11 protein-coding genes are annotated in these 14847 nt (G+C 63.3%); 2 read left to right on the forward strand and 9 right to left on the reverse strand.

Annotated features, from left to right (window positions below):
• Positions 1–12: 12 nt before the first annotated feature.
• From murF to coq7, 7 genes are all read right to left on the reverse strand, one after another.
• Positions 13–1443, reverse strand: coding sequence for a UDP-N-acetylmuramoyl-tripeptide--D-alanyl-D-alanine ligase (gene murF, locus QCE69_RS12900; RefSeq protein ID WP_309931067.1), 1431 nt, complete (start codon positions 1441–1443; stop codon positions 13–15).
• Positions 1440–2984, reverse strand: a complete 1545-nt coding sequence (locus QCE69_RS12905; RefSeq protein WP_309918597.1) for a UDP-N-acetylmuramoyl-L-alanyl-D-glutamate--2,6-diaminopimelate ligase — start codon at positions 2982–2984, stop codon at positions 1440–1442. Before QCE69_RS12905 ends, murF begins: the two co-directional genes overlap by 4 nt.
• Positions 2981–4837 carry a penicillin-binding protein 2 gene (locus QCE69_RS12910; protein WP_309918600.1) on the reverse strand — a complete coding sequence of 619 codons (1857 nt, stop codon included), beginning with the start codon at positions 4835–4837 and terminating at the stop codon, positions 2981–2983. The genes QCE69_RS12905 and QCE69_RS12910 overlap by 4 nt, the downstream gene beginning before the upstream one ends.
• The gene (gene ftsL / locus QCE69_RS12915) at positions 4834–5178 is read right to left on the reverse strand and encodes a cell division protein FtsL (protein WP_309810025.1); all 345 of its coding nucleotides are present in this window, start codon (positions 5176–5178) and stop codon (positions 4834–4836) included. Before ftsL ends, QCE69_RS12910 begins: the two co-directional genes overlap by 4 nt.
• Positions 5175–6116 (reverse strand): 16S rRNA (cytosine(1402)-N(4))-methyltransferase RsmH, encoded by a 942-nt coding sequence (gene rsmH / locus QCE69_RS12920; protein ID WP_309931068.1) that lies wholly within the window; start codon positions 6114–6116, stop codon positions 5175–5177. The genes ftsL and rsmH overlap by 4 nt, the downstream gene beginning before the upstream one ends.
• Before the next feature lie 28 nt (positions 6117–6144).
• A complete protein-coding gene (gene mraZ / locus QCE69_RS12925; protein WP_309810034.1) occupies positions 6145–6573 on the reverse strand; it encodes a division/cell wall cluster transcriptional repressor MraZ in 429 nt (142 codons plus the stop codon).
• A 450-nt stretch (positions 6574–7023) separates the two neighbouring features.
• Positions 7024–7677, reverse strand: coding sequence for a 2-polyprenyl-3-methyl-6-methoxy-1,4-benzoquinone monooxygenase (coq7, locus tag QCE69_RS12930; protein WP_309811680.1), 654 nt, complete (start codon positions 7675–7677; stop codon positions 7024–7026).
• Between the two features lie 492 nt (positions 7678–8169).
• Here coq7 and QCE69_RS12935 point away from each other — a divergent pair, with 492 nt between their 5' ends.
• Positions 8170–9333, forward strand: a complete 1164-nt coding sequence (locus QCE69_RS12935) for a porin (RefSeq protein ID WP_309918606.1) — start codon at positions 8170–8172, stop codon at positions 9331–9333.
• Between the two features lie 156 nt (positions 9334–9489).
• On the opposite strand, the gene QCE69_RS12940 is transcribed toward QCE69_RS12935, so the two are convergent.
• Positions 9490–11163: a long-chain fatty acid--CoA ligase gene (locus tag QCE69_RS12940; protein WP_309918609.1), complete on the reverse strand. Its 1674-nt coding sequence runs from the start codon at positions 11161–11163 to the stop codon at positions 9490–9492.
• Between the two features lie 125 nt (positions 11164–11288).
• The gene (locus QCE69_RS12945; RefSeq protein ID WP_309931070.1) at positions 11289–13370 is read right to left on the reverse strand and encodes a molybdopterin oxidoreductase family protein; all 2082 of its coding nucleotides are present in this window, start codon (positions 13368–13370) and stop codon (positions 11289–11291) included.
• A gap of 164 nt (positions 13371–13534) precedes the next feature.
• Between QCE69_RS12945 and QCE69_RS12950 the strand changes: the two genes are divergently transcribed.
• Positions 13535–14725, forward strand: coding sequence for a M20 aminoacylase family protein (locus QCE69_RS12950; RefSeq protein ID WP_309918614.1), 1191 nt, complete (start codon positions 13535–13537; stop codon positions 14723–14725).
• Positions 14726–14847 lie beyond the last annotated feature (122 nt).

The following is a 14847-nucleotide window of genomic DNA, read 5'->3' on the forward strand; positions in this document are numbered from 1 at the left end:
TCCTTCAGTGAATCAATGTGCGGCGGGCGCTTGGCCCGCTGCGGGTTGATGTGGACTCGTCAAGGCGTCCACCACGCGCTCCATCTTCATGAAGCGCGAGCCTTTCGCGAGATACGTGGCGTGCTCGCCGTAGCCGGCGTGTTCGAGCGCGTCGATCAGGCTGGCCGCGTCATCGAAATGCGCGCCGGTCTGCTTCGATGCCTGCGCGTTGAATGCGTTCACCGCATCGCGGCTGGCTGCGCCCAGCGCGAACAGCGCATCGATGCCGCGCTCCGCCGCATACGCGCCGACTTCGCGATGAAACGCCGGGCCTTCCTCGCCGACTTCACCCATGTCGCCCATCACGAGCACGCGCGGCGCGGCCTGCGAGGCCAGCACGTCGATGGCGGCACGCATCGAATCCGGATTCGAGTTGTAGGTGTCGTCGATCACCGTGGCGCCGGCCAGCGCGCCGAGCTGCGCGCGCTTCACTTGCAGGCGGCCCTTTACCGGCTGAAAGGCTTCGAGGCCGCGCTTCACGGCATCCAGCGCAACGCCTGCGGCCAGCGCCGCCGCCGCGGCGGCCAGCGCGTTGCGCGCGTTGTGCTCGCCGAGCACGGCCAGCGCGACATCGCACGCGCCCTGCGGCGTGTGCAGATGGACCGTCGTGCCGTCGAGCGTGCCGGTGACGGCGGCTTTCGAGGTGTCGTCGGTGAGCGCGAAATCCATGATCGGATTGCCCGTCGCCGCGACGCGCCAGATGCTGGCGTAGTGATCGTCCGCCGGGAACACGGCCGTGCCGGTTTCGCCGAGCGCATGGATCACGGACGCATGTTCGAGCGCGACGGCTTCGACCGTCGCCATGAATTCCTGATGCTCGCGCTGCGCGTTGTTGACCACGGCGACAGTCGGCGCCGCGATCTTGCCCAGCAGTTCGGTTTCGCCCGGATGATTCATCCCGAGCTCGACCACGGCCAGCTTGTGCGACGCGTTCAGGCGGAACAGCGTGAGCGGCAGGCCGATGTCGTTGTTGAAGTTGCCCGCGGTCGCGAGACGCGTCTCTTCGCCGACGGCCGCAGCGAAGATCGAGGCGATCATTTCCTTGACCGTGGTCTTGCCGTTGCTGCCCGTGACGGCGACGAGCGGCATCGTGAAGCGCATGCGCCAGCCGTGTGCCAACGCACCGAGGCCCGCGCGCGTGTCCTTTACCTTGATGGCAGGAAGCGGCCAGGCACTGCCGTTGCTTGATTCGCGTGACACGAGCGCGGCGGCCGCGCCGCTTTTCGCCACCTGATCGAGGAAATCATGCGCATCGAAACGATCGCCCTTCACCGCGATGAACAGGTCGCCGGGCTGCACGCCGCGACTGTCGGTGACGATGCGTTCGATCGCAATGTCGTTCTCGCCGTGGAGCGTGGCGCCCGGGATCAGCGCGGCGGCGTCGCGCAAGGTGAACATCGTCATTCGCCACCTCCGCGCGGTTGCGTGGCGCGCGATGCCAAGGCGAGGCGCGCGTGATCCTGGTCCGAGAACGCGCGCTTCTTGCCCATGATTTCCTGCGTGGCCTCATGCCCCTTGCCGGCGAGCACGACGACGTCCTCGCGCGCGGCTGCACGGATAGCCTGCAGGATGGCGCTCGCGCGATCCTCGATGCGGCGCGTCCGCGCCGCGTCCTTCATGCCGGCGGCGATCTGCTCGATAATCGACATCGGGTCTTCGCTGCGCGGGTTGTCGCTCGTGATGACGACCTGATCGGCAAGACGCTCGGCGATGGCGCCCATCAACGGACGCTTGGTCGCGTCGCGGTCGCCGCCGCAGCCGAACATGCAGATCAGTTCGCCGCCGCGCGCCGCCGCCATCGGGCGCAGCGCGGCCAGGGTCTTGTCCAGTGCGTCCGGCGTGTGCGCGTAATCAATCACGACGAGCGGCTCGTCGTTCTGCAGGCGGCCGCCCAGCCGTTCCATGCGTCCGTTCACCGATTCGAGCTTCGCGATGCGCGTGATCGCGGCATCGAAGGGCACGCCCACTTCCAGCAGCACGCCGAGCACCGCGAGCAGATTGCTCACGTTGAAGTCGCCGAGCGTGCCGACTTCGACATCGGCCTCGCCCCAATCCGACGACAGGTGGAACGCCGTGCCCGTCGCGGTGGCGCGCACCTGAGTGGCGAGCAGCAGCGCGTCGGCGCCGGGCGTGGCGCTGACGGGCATCTCGACGCCATAGGCAATCGTGCGGACCTTGCCGCGCAGGGATTCGATCAGGCGCTGGCCCGCCGCGTCGTCGCGGTTGACGATGGCCGTCTTGAGCGTCGGCCACGCGAACAGGCGCGCCTTCGCGGCTTCATAGGCCGTGAACGTGCCGTGATAGTCGAGATGATCCTGCGTGAGATTCGTGAAGATGCCGATGTCGAAATCCACGCCGTTCACGCGCCCCTGATGCAGCGCGTGCGAGGACACTTCCATCGCGATGCCTTCAACACCCTGCGCCTTCAGCTGCGCGAGATTGCGTTGCAATTGCGGCGCGTCAGGCGTGGTGAAACCGGTATGCGTGAGCTTGCCCGGCATGCCGATGCCGAGCGTGCCGATGATCGCGCACGGGCGGCCGAGCGCCGTCAGCGCGGTGGCGATCCACTGGCTGCACGAGGTCTTGCCATTCGTGCCGGTCACGCCGACGGTCAGCATCGACGCCGTGGGCTCGCCATACCACGCAGCAGCAATGGGACCGGCGAGCTCATTGAGCGCCTTCACGGCGAGCGTCTTCGCTGCGTCCGGCTTGCCCGCGAAATGCTCGGGCTGATAGAGCGCGCAGGCGGCGCCCGCGGCGAGCGCTGCATCGAGGTACGGACGGTTGTCGGCGCCATCGACGGCATACGCCAGGAACACGTCGCCGCTCTTCAGCGAACGCGTGTCCGCATGCAGGTGCGCGTCCGGGCGAGCATGCGCGCGCAGCCAGTCGACGGCGTGCGACATGTCCTTCTGCATGCGCGTCTGACGGGCTTGCGCGCTCATCGCACGACTCCCGGATGCGTCTTCGCATTGCTCGACACCGCGACCTTCTTCGCGGTGTTCGGATTCGACGGCTGGGCGCCCACGGAAGCATTCACGGCATTCGCCGGATTCGACTCGTCGTTCACGACCATCTGCTTGACCGGCATGTCAGGCGGCACGTTGAGCGCGCGCAGCGTGTCGCCGACCACGCCCGAAAACACCGGACCCGACACCTGGCCGCCGAAGTGGCTGCCGGCCGTCGGCTCGTCGACCGACACGGCCACGACGATGCGCGGATTGGGCATCGGCGCCATGCCGACGAACGACGCGCGGTACTTCGAATGATCGTAGCCGTGGCCGCCGTGCTTGTAGGCCGTGCCCGACTTGCCGCCGACGCGATAGCCCGGCACCGCCGCATCCGGCGACGTGCCGCCCTTCGACACCACGGTTTCCAGCATCGCGCGCACTTCACGCGCGGTGGTCGGCGCGAAGACACGCTGGCCGAGCGGCGGCTGGTCGGCCGGCGTGCGGAAGATGGAGACCGGCAGAATGGTGCCGTCGTTGGCGATGGCCGTATAGGCGCGCGCCAGCTGGAACAGCGAGGCGGACAGGCCGTAGCCGTAGGACATGGTCGCCTGCTCGATGCGGCGCCAGCTCTTCCACGGCCGCAGGCGTCCGGTCACCGCGCCGGGGAAGCCGACCTTCGGCGCCTGACCGAGCCCGATGCTCGTGTACATGTTCCACATTTCTTCGGGACGCAGCTGCATCGCGATCTTGGTCGCGCCGATGTTGCTCGACTTCTGGATCACGCCGCCCACCGTGAGCGTGCCGAAGCCGGCGTCGTCCGTGATGCGCGCGCCGTCCAGCACGAAGGAGCCGCCGCCCGTTTCGACGAGCGTGTTCGGCGTCACCCGGTGCAGATCCAGTGCGAGCGAAACGGTGAACGGCTTCATGATCGAGCCCGGCTCGAAGGTGTCCGTGAGAATGCGGTTGCGCAACTGCTCGCCGGTCATGTGCGAGCGGTCGTTCGGGTTGTAGGTGGGATAGTTGACGAGCGCGAGCACCTCGCCCGTCTTCACGTCGATCACGATCGCCGCGCCCGCCTTCGCCTTCGACTTCTCGACGGCCGCCTTCAGGTTCGTGTACGCGATGTACTGGATCTTGCTGTCGATCGACAGTTCGACATCCTTGCCGTTGTGCGGCACCACCTGCTCGTCGACGTCCTCGACGATGTGCCCCATGCGGTCCTTGATCACGCGGCGCATGCCCGGCGTGCCGGCGAGCACGCCCTGGTCGCCGAGTTCGACCCCTTCCTGGCCCTTGTCTTCAATATTAGTAAAGCCGATCAGGTGTGCCGTGATTTCGCCTTCCGGATAGAAGCGCTTGTATTCGCCGCGCGAATAAATCCCGGGGATGTCGAGCGCCGCGACTTTCTGCGCGACTTCGAGCGGCACCTGGCGCTTCACGTAGACGAAGGTCTTGTCCATCGAGAGCTTCGTGCGCAACTCTTTCTGCGACATGTCGAGCAGCTTCGACAGCTCCGCGAGCTTGTCCGCGCCGAGATCGTTCGGCACGGCTTCGGGAATCGCCCAGATGGCCTTCACCGGCAGGCTCGTGGCAAGCACGAGACCGTTGCGGTCGCGAATCTGCCCGCGCGTGGCCGGCATTTCGAGCGTGCGCTGATAGCGGCTCTCGCCCTGCTTCTTGAAGAAGGCGTTGCCCGGGCCCTGGATCCAGAACGCGCGCCCGGCCAGCGCGACGAACGCCATGAACAGCAGGAACACGACGAACTTCGAGCGCCACATCGGCAGGCGCACGGCGAGGAGCGGATTCGGCGTATGAGCGATGTCTCTCTGCTTCGCGGCTTTTTTCATCGCTTGGCTCCGCGGGCAGGCGGCGCCGACGCCGGCAGCGGCGGCGGCATGGGGGCGTCGGCGGCCTTGTTGGCGGCCGCGTCATAGGTGAGATATTGGGTACGTCCGGTCGTCACGGGCTGCATCTTGAGGGACGTGTTGGCCAATTGCTCGATGCGCGAAGTCTTCGACAGCGCGCTCTGCTGATACTGCAGTTGCGAATAATCCTGCTGCAGCTGACGCTCCTGCGATTGCGCCCGCTGCAGTTCGATGAACACCTGCCGCTGCTTGTTGGTGGCGCTGACGACCGACAGCGCGCACCCGAGCACGACGATCAGCAGCAGGATGTTGAGACGGTTCATGGCGCGATCCGCTCCGCGATACGCATCACCGCGGACCGTGCCCGGGGGTTGTCGGCCACTTCAGCCTCGCTCGGAAACACGCGGCCCACCACCCGCAACGGCGGGCTGGGAAGATCGACCGCACGGATCGGCAAGCGCCGGTCCACGGCGGGCGCGCTTGCGTGCGCCTGCATGAACCGCTTGACGATCCGGTCTTCGAGCGAATGAAAGCTGATCACGACCAGCCGCCCCCCTTGCTCCAACAATGCCAGTGCCGATTCGAGAACTACCTGCAGCTCCGCAAGCTCTTGATTGACGTGAATCCGTATAGCTTGAAAGGTGCGAGTTGCCGGGTCCTTGCCCTTTTCACGGGTTTTGACGACGTGACCCACGATTTCGGCAAGCTCGCGCGTGGTGTCGAGAGGCCCAAGACGGTCGGACTCTGCCCGGCGAGCAACAAGCGCCTTTGCAATCTGAAAAGCAAACCGTTCTTCCCCATAATCTCTTATCACCTCCGTCAGTTCCTGCACCGTGGCTCGCGCGAGCCACTCAGCCGCCGACTCCCCTCGAGTCGGATCCATCCTCATGTCGAGCGGACCTTGTGCGCGGAAGCTGAAGCCGCGCTCCGGATCGTCCACTTGCGGCGACGACACGCCCAGGTCCAGCAGCACACCCGACACTTTCTGCACGCCGCGCTCGCTGGCCGCTTCACGCATGACCGCGAAGCTGTCGTGAACGATCGCAAAGCGCGAATCCTGAATCTTTTCCGCCGCGGCGATGGCCTGCGGGTCTTTATCGAAAGCGATCAGCCGCCCCGCTTCGCCCAGCCGCTGCAAGATTGCTCCGCTGTGTCCGCCGCGCCCGAACGTGCCATCCATGTAGATGCCGTCGGTCCGCGTGATCAGCCCGTCTACCGCTTCCTTCAGCAGCACCGTGCGATGCTGCAGTTCATTTCCCATCGCAGGTGCCATGTTCTTCAGCGCCGCGTCAGAAGGTGAAGTTCTTCAGCGCGTCGGGCATGCCCTGCGCCATGGCCGCGGCTTCCTTCGCGGCGTAGGTTTCGGCATCCCATAATTCGAAGTGCGCGCCCATGCCGAGCAGCGTCACGTCTTTTTCAAGCGACGCAGCCGAGCGCAACTCGGGCGAAACCAGCACGCGCCCGCTGCCGTCCAGTTCGACGTCCATTGCATTACCGAGAAAGATGCGCCGCCACCACATCGCTTCCATCGGAAGCGCGGCGACCTTGGCGCGAAAGACTTCCCATTCGGGGCGTGGAAACAGCAACAGGCATCCATCCGGGCTCTTCGTGAGCGTCACCCGGCTTTCTGCCTGCCCTTGCAGCGCTTCCCGATAGCGGGACGGAATCGACATCCGCCCTTTCGCATCGAGCGTCAGCGCCGACGCCCCTTGGAACACTCGCCCCTCTCCCCTGTGCCTTCTGCCTTGTGCCGTCCGGGTGCGCGCCTTGGCGTGCGTCCGGACCTTCTGGCCGGCTCCGGCGCCACGATGGCGCCCCTCCCGCCGCTGTTTTGCTCAAAAATGGCCTGTGAATCACACAAAAGACCACTTTCTCACACTGTCTCCCACTTTAGAGGAAGGCATTTCCTCGGTCAAGACGCGTAACTTTTTTTCGAGACGTTTTTTTCCGCTAGAACAAGGACTTAGCGCACGAGCTTGAAGTGACGGGAAAACAGAAAAGCGTTATGAATTAGAGAGCTAGTGACGGATCTGAAGGTGATACGTGAAATCAGCGCGTGAAATGAGGGAAATGTAACGGTTCTTGCGGGCGTTTCTCAGGCGAAAAGTGGAATTTCGCCGAGAAGCGGCCCGATCGGCCATCCATGGGCGACCGGGACCGTGGTCATACTATATATAGTAGGCGGTAGTGGTCATGACTTTCGATGCCGCGCGCATCAGCGCGCGCACGGGAAAGGGCATCTCGCTGCCGCCGGCGCTGGTTGCCGCGGCGGCGTGCGCACTTTCGTCGAGTCGCATCTGCTCGACAATGGCACGCGACGCGCGGTCATTGGCCGGCAACGTCTTCATGTGGCCGTCGAGATGCTGCTCGACCTGACGTTCGGTCTCGGCCATGAAGCCGAGGCTCGCGCGATCGCCGAACCGTCCCGCGACAAAACCGAGTGCCAGCGCACCGGCATACCAGAACGGATTGAGGAGGCTCGGACGCGACTCGAGATCCTTGAGCCGTTGCGACGTCCACGCCAGGTGATCTTCTTCCTCGCGTGCCGCGTGCTCGAAACTGGATTTCAGTTCGGGCGAGGTTGTCGCGAGCTTCTGCGCCTGATAAAGCGCCTGTGCGCAGACTTCGCCGACATGATTCACGCGCATCAGGCCGGCCGAGTGCGCGCGCTCCTTGTCGGTGAGTTGCAGTTCCTCAGGGAAGAGATCGTCTTCGGCACTCGTGCCCGGCGCCGCCTCGGGAAGCGGCCGCGACATGCGGCTCACACCGGTCATGGAGCGCAGCCCCCGATCGAACTCGCTGATGACTTCATCGAGCGTCATGTTCTCACCTCTCTTCGTTATCCGCCGACGGTGGCTGGAACTACCCGATCCAGCAATCCGCGTTCTTCACTCCAGCGTATCGCGGCGGCAAAACGCGGATTCTAGCGTACCTCGAATGCGTCCGATGGCTCGCTCCGCTGCGTCTGTAGCTCCGCAACGGCCCTCGAAAATGGCAGCGACATGACAGGAATCTGGCTGTTGCCAGTGCGCCGGCGTGGCCAAAAAGCACGGAACCGACCGCTCGAATCAGCCACAATTTGGAATTAGGGCAAACACGGGTCGCAAAAATCCTGCAAAACCAACATTTTAGCGCCTGTTGCGTAAACGTCACATGAGTCTCAAGGACGGGCCCCTTTTCCTTTGTCCGTAAAAGTCTCTTTGTTACATTACGTGTCAACTTCGTTAAGAAGCCCGGCAGGGACCGTCAACACACTGGCGCCAAGAACAGTGACCTTGCCAAAAAGTCGCAATCACTCCCTGGAGATCTATTCAATGAAAAAGTCGCTTCTCGCTCTCGCAGCTTTGGGCCTTTTCGCTGGTGCTGCCCATGCGCAGAGCAGCGTGACGCTGTACGGCATCATCGACGCAGGCTTCGTGTACACGAATAACGCCAACGGCCAAAAGCAGTACCAGATGAACAGCGGCAACCTGCAAGGCAGCCGTTGGGGCCTGCGTGGTACGGAAGATCTGGGTGGCGGTCTGAAGGCCATCTTTGTGTTGGAAAACGGCTTCAACGTGTTCAACGGCCGTCTGGGCCAAGGTGGTGCTGAATTCGGCCGTCAGGCATATGTCGGCCTGGGTTCGACGCAATTCGGTACGGTCACGCTGGGTCGCCAGTACGACTCCGTGGTTGACTACACGGGCGCATTCGAAGTCGGTAGCCAGTGGGCCTCGTACTTCGGCGCACACCCGGGCGACCTCGACAACCTGAACAACTCGAATCGCGTGAACAACGCGGTCAAGTACACGAGCGCGAACTACGCTGGCTTCACGTTCGGCGGTCTGTACAGCCTGGGCGGCAACGCTGGCCAGTTCAACCGCAACCAGATCTGGTCGGTTGGCGCAGGCTACGCACAAGGCCCGCTGCAATTGGGCGCCGGCTACCTGAACGTCAAGGATCCGAACTACTCGTTCTTCGGCAACACGCCGTCGTCGAGCGCTACGGCCTCGAACATGGCTGCCAGCCGCGTGTACTCGGGCTTTGCTTCGGCGAAGACGCAGCAAGTCATCTCGGCAGGCGGTGCTTACACGTTCGGCGCAGCGACCGTTGGCGCAACGTATAGCAACACGCAGTTCAAGGATGTCGCTTCGGAAGCCGGCACGGGCCTGAACCCGGCAGGTTACACGGGCGGTTCGGGCAAGTTCCACAACGCCGAAATCAACTTCAAGTATCAGCTGACCCCGGCTCTGCTGCTCGGCGTCGCTTACGATTACACGAAGGGCTACGGCCTGGGCGATGCCAAGTACCATCAGGCAATGCTCGGCGCGGACTACTTCCTGTCGAAGCGTACCGACGTGTACCTCGACGGTGTGTACCAGCACGCAAGCGGCACGGATTCGACTGGCCGCAGCGCAGTTGCCAGCATCAACGGCCTGTCGCCGTCGTCGACGACGAACCAGGTCGCTGCCATCGTCGGCATCCGCCACAAGTTCTAATAAGAACAAAGCAGCATGCTCTGAAAGGCGCCTTCGGGCGCCTTTTTTTTCGTCTGCGTTCCGGTCCGGCATTGTCTGCGGCGGCTGTCGCTCGCAGCCAACAAAAAAGCCTTCATGTCTCACGACACGAAGGCTTTTTCTCGACTGGCCGATTTTTCAGACTCGTCCGTCGCGCAGTTCGCGCCGCAGGATCTTGCCGACATTGCTCTTCGGCAGTTCGGTGCGAAATTCGATCATGCGCGGACGCTTGTAGCCCGTGAGCCGCTCCTTGCAATAGGCGATCACGTCCGCTTCGGTCAGGCTCGGGTCCCGGCGCACGATGAACAGCTTTACCGCTTCGCCGGAATTCTGATCCTTGACGCCGACCGCCGCCACTTCGAACACGCCGGGCAGCATCGCGACGACATCCTCGATCTCGTTCGGATAAACGTTGAAGCCGGACACCAGGATCATGTCCTTCTTGCGATCGACGATCTTCACATAGCCCCGCTCGTCCAGCACGCCGACATCGCCGGAACGGAAAAAGCCGTCGGGCGTCATCACCTTGGCGGTTTCATCCGGACGATTCCAGTAGCCCGCCATCACCTGCGGCCCGCGAATGCAGATCTCGCCGGGCTGACCGAGCGGCACGTCGCGATTGTCGTCGTCGCGGATGGCGACTTCCGTCGAAGGCAGCGGCAGGCCGATCGTGCCGGTGTATTCGGTGGCCGTCGACGGATTGCAGGTGACGCACGGCGACGTTTCCGACAACCCGTACCCTTCGACAATCGGCACGCCCGTGCTCGCGAACCAGCGCTTGGCCACCGCTTCCTGCACGGCCATGCCGCCGCCGTTCGCGGCGATGAGCTTCGAGAAATCCAGCTTGCCGAAATCGGGATGATTCAACAGCGCGTTGTAGAGCGTGTTGACAGCCGGGAACGTGTTGATCTGCACGCCCTTCAGTTCCTTGATGGTGCCCGCGATGTCGCGCGGATTCGGAATCAGCATGCCGACGCCGCCGCAGCGGATCGTCAGGAAGCCGCAGACCGTCAACGCGAAGATGTGATACAGCGGCAACGCAACCACGCACACGAACTGGTCGATGTCCGGCCGACGCTTGCGCGCCGGATCGAACCACGCCTGGGATTGCAGCGTGTTCGCCACCACGTTGCCGTGCGTGAGCGTCGCGCCTTTCGCGACGCCCGTGGTGCCGCCGGTATATTGCAGGAACGCGACGTCGTCGGGGCCCTGCGTCACCGCTCGAAGCGTCGCGCGGCCGCCTTCGGCCAGTGCGTCATTGAAGCGGATGCTTCCGGGCAAACTCCATTCGGGCACCAGCTTTTTCACGCGGCGCACGACGAAATTGACGAGCAGGCCCTTCACGCCCATCAGGTCGCCCATCGCAGCGACGATCACGTGTTTGATCGCAGTGTTCCGGACCACGGCCTGCAAGGTGCCCGCGAAGTTTTCCAGAATGACGATCGCTTCCGCGCCGCTGTCCTTGAGCTGATGCTCCAGTTCGCGCGGCGTGTACAACGGATTCACGTTGACGACGATATATCCCGCGCGCAACACGGCCGCGATCGCCACCGGGTATTGCAGGACGTTCGGCATCATCAGCGCGACGCGCGCACCGCGCGCCAGGCCCTTCTGCTGGAAAAACGCGGCGAGGTTGCGCGACATCGTGTCGAGCTCGCCGTAGGTGATGGCCTGCCCCATGCACACGAACGCGCGACGGTCGCGATTGGCGCGGAAGCTGTCCTCGAGCAACTCGGAAACCGACCGATACGCCGATACATCGATTTCCGCTGGCACGCCGGCCGGATACGACTTCAGCCACGGTTTCTCCACGGCGTCTCCTTTATCAGCTTTTAGAATGGTCGTGCGGAAATGAAATCCTAGCTGCTTGGATTACGTCCGACAACTGGGTTAGACGCCATGCTGCACACTTGTTTCGTCCCTCGTGAACGAACTCATCAATGCATGGGTTCCACTTCCACCAGGCAATCGTAGAAGGTTGCCGATCGGCCGAGGTCCGTCAGCGCCTGGCTGGTCACTTCGTTCGCGTTGCGGCCGTCCGGCGACAGCTTCTTCCACCAGATCGACAGACCGACGACGACGCCCTCGCGCGCCCGCTCCGTTACGCGCGCACGGGCCTGCATCGAACCGCGGTCGTTGAAGATGCGCACCAGGGCACCGTCTGCAATACCGCGAGCCGCTGCGTCGGCGGGATGGAGATCAAGATGAGGCTCGCGCTCCGCGGCGCGCAGACTCTCGATATTCACGAAACTGCTGTTCAGGAAGTTGCGCGCGGGCGGCGAGATCATCGAGAGCGGATAGCGCGCGTGCAGTTCCGGCGAGCCGTCGGCCGATTCATAGGGCGGCAGATAGTCCGGCAGCGGGTCGAGTCCTTCCTGTCTCAGGCGTTCGCTGTAGAACTCGCACTTGCCGGAGGGCGTGCGAAACCCGCCATTCGCCAGCGGCGCGTCGTCCAGTCGGAGCTTCAGCCAGCCCGCTTCCTTCAGGCTGTCCCAGCCTTCGCCTTCGAGCGTCGAATCGTTCCAGTGAAACGCCTTCGATGCAATCGCCTCGTCGGTCTCGTATAACGCCGGCTCGTCCAGGCCCATCGCGCGGGCGATGCCACGAAAGATGTCGGTATTCGGCCGCGATCCGCCAACGGGCTCGATTGCCGGCATGTTCGCCATGATGTGCGTATGGCCGTATGACTTATGGACGTCGAGATGTTCGAGCTGCGTCGTCGCCGGGAAAATCAGGTCGGCGTAGTCGGCGGTATCGGTCTGGAAATGCTCGAGCACGATCGTGAACAAGTCCTCACGCGCGAAACCCGCGGCGACCTTCGCCGAGTCCGGCGCAACCGCGACCGGATTGGAGTTGTACACGATCAGCGCCTCGACCTTCGGGCCGAAGGTCTCGTCGCCCGGATGCAGCAGCGCATCGCCGATCGCATTCATGCTGATCGCGCGGGGAAGCTTAGTGGGCCAGCCGGGCAGGAGATCGGGACGCTCGAGCGCGGCGCCATCGATGGGCGCCCAACCCGATGACGACAGCAGCAGCCCGCCCGAACGTTCACGCCATGCGCCCGTGAGCGACGGCAGACAGGCAATCGCGCGCACCGCGTTACCGCCGCCGCGCACCCGCTGCATCCCGTAGTTGAGACGGATCGACGCTTTCTTCGTCGAGCCGAAGGCGCGCGCCAGTTCGACCACGACGCCCTCTTCGATGCCGCAGATCTGCGCGACGCGCGAAGGCGGAAACTGCGCTGCTCGCGCGGCGAGCGCGTCGAAACCGAGCGTATGCGCGCGGATGTAGTCGGGATCGATGAGATGCTCGCGAATCAGCACGTCGATCATGCCGAGCGCGAGCGCTGCGTCAGTGCCGGGCCGCAGCGCGATGTGCTGATGACACTTCTCGGCCGTCAGCGATCGATAGGGATCGATGGCAATCAGCTTCGCGCCTCGGCGCTTGGCTTCCTGGGCAAGGGTCCAGAAATGCAGGCTCGATGCGATCGGATTGGCGCCCCAGATCAGAATGATTTCGCTCTCGGCATAGAACTCGGTGTGCATGCCGAGACTGGCGCCGTAGGTATAGCGGAGGCCGGCAGCGCCCGCGGCGGCGCAGATCGTGCGCTCGAGCCGCGACGCGCCGAGTACGTTGAAGAAGCGCGCCGCGATGCTTTCGCCCTGAACGAGTCCCATGGTGCCGGCATAGCTATACGGCAGGATGGCTTCGGGGGCGCGTTTCGCGATTGGCTTAAGCCGTTCGGCTGCGAGCTTGAGCGCTTCATCCCAGCCGATCGCCTCGAATCGTCCTTCGCCCTTTCGGCCAATACGCCGCAATGGCGTGAGCAGGCGATCCTTGTGATGCGTGCGTTCGGCGTAGCGCGTTACCTTTGTGCAGAGCACGCCTTGGGTGGGCGTATGGTCGGGATCGCCGCTGACTTTGATCGCCTTGCCGTCCTTGACGGTCACGCGCAAGGCGCACGTGTCGGGACAATCATGCGGGCAAACGGCGCGGGCGAACTCGGCTGGGGCGTTCATTGGAAAGTCCGAAAAAACATGAAAAACGGCGGCAGATAACGGAATTCTATTACGCCCGCTATGCGACCGTCCGCCCGATCCGGCAAATAGTGGGGGCGTAGAATGGGAGAACACCATACGTAGTCAATACGCGCATTCCGAATTCAAATCCAAGAGTAGTTCAAATGAACCTGATCCCTGAAATCGAAGCATCACACGACGAAATCCAGACCCTTCGACGAACCATTCATGCTCATCCCGAACTGCGTTATGAGGAGGTCGGCACGGCTCGGCTGGTAGCCGAAAGCCTCGAACGATGGGGCATTGAAGTTCATCGCGGGGTGGGCAAGACGGGTGTGGTCGGCGTGTTGAAACGCGGCGACGGTCATGCTTCGATTGGCCTGCGTGCCGACATGGACGCCTTGCCCATCCAGGAACTGAACACCTTTGGTCACCGGTCGACTTACGATGGGCGCATGCACGCCTGCGGTCACGATGGCCATACGGCCATGTTGCTCGGGGCCGCGAAGCATTTGTCGCAACACGGTCAATTCGATGGAACTGTCGTCTTCATATTTCAGCCGGCGGAGGAAGGCGGCGCGGGCGCGAAAGCGATGATCGAGGATGGACTCTTCGAGCGCTTTCCCGTCGATGCCGTGTTTGGCATTCACAACTGGCCCGGCATGCCGGCTGGCCACTTCGGTGTGACTGCAGGGCCGATCATGGCGTCGAGCAACGAGTTTCGCGTGACGATCCGCGGAACGGGTTCGCACGCGGCAATGCCTCATAACGGACGCGATCCGGTTTTCACGGCAGTGCAGATCGCGAACGGGCTTCAGGGCATCATCACGCGCAACAAGAAGCCCATGGATACCGCGGTGCTCTCGATCACGCAGATTCATGCCGGCGATGCCGTCAATGTCGTCCCGGATCAGGCCTGGCTGGGTGGGACTGTGCGGACTTTTACGGTCGAGACGCTCGATTTGATCGAGGCGCGCATGAGGAAGATCGTCGAAGCGACTGCGTCCGCTTACGACTGCGAAGCTGACGTGCACTTCTTGCGCAACTATCCCCCTACGATCAACGCACCCGAGGAAGCACGGTTCGCAGCCGCGGTCATGGCAGAGGTTGTCGGGGAAGACAAGGTGGACAGTTCCGTCGAACCGACGATGGGCGCGGAAGATTTTTCGTTCATGCTGCTTGCGAAGCCGGGCTGTTATGCGTTTCTCGGCAACGGCGACGGTGGACATCGCGATCACGGACACGGCGCCGGACCGTGCATGTTGCATAACGCCAGCTACGACTTCAACGATGACCTGCTATCGATCGGCTCATCGTATTGGGTACGTTTGGCTGAGCGATTTTTGGCGCGTTGAACTTGGTTTAGCGTGAGTCACTGCGTAAGCGTCAATCTGAGGCCGTCTTGACGATCAGAACTTGACCTCTGAGAGCCGCTGATTCGTTAGCACGAGATCGAAGGCGGCGGGATCGAAGCTGC

The sequence above is a fragment of the Caballeronia sp. LZ032 genome (genome assembly GCF_031451315.1).
Taxonomy (GTDB): Bacteria; Pseudomonadota; Gammaproteobacteria; order Burkholderiales; family Burkholderiaceae; genus Caballeronia.

Bases quoted from the DNA above. Each gene is read 5' to 3' on its own strand.
- coq7 (WP_309811680.1), bottom strand. From the start codon at position 7,677: ATGACGCTCGATGAAGTCATCAGCGAGTTCGATCGGGGGCTGCGCTCC.
- murF (WP_309931067.1), bottom strand. From the start codon at position 1,443: ATGACGATGTTCACCTTGCGCGACGCCGCCGCGCTGATCCCGGGCGCC.
- rsmH (WP_309931068.1), bottom strand. From the start codon at position 6,116: ATGGGAAATGAACTGCAGCATCGCACGGTGCTGCTGAAGGAAGCGGTA.
- ftsL (WP_309810025.1), bottom strand. From the start codon at position 5,178: ATGAACCGTCTCAACATCCTGCTGCTGATCGTCGTGCTCGGGTGCGCG.
- QCE69_RS12905 (WP_309918597.1), bottom strand. From the start codon at position 2,984: ATGAGCGCGCAAGCCCGTCAGACGCGCATGCAGAAGGACATGTCGCAC.
- QCE69_RS12910 (WP_309918600.1), bottom strand. From the start codon at position 4,837: ATGAAAAAAGCCGCGAAGCAGAGAGACATCGCTCATACGCCGAATCCG.
- QCE69_RS12935 (WP_309918606.1), top strand. From the start codon at position 8,170: ATGAAAAAGTCGCTTCTCGCTCTCGCAGCTTTGGGCCTTTTCGCTGGT.
- QCE69_RS12950 (WP_309918614.1), top strand. From the start codon at position 13,535: ATGAACCTGATCCCTGAAATCGAAGCATCACACGACGAAATCCAGACC.
- QCE69_RS12945 (WP_309931070.1), bottom strand. From the start codon at position 13,370: ATGAACGCCCCAGCCGAGTTCGCCCGCGCCGTTTGCCCGCATGATTGT.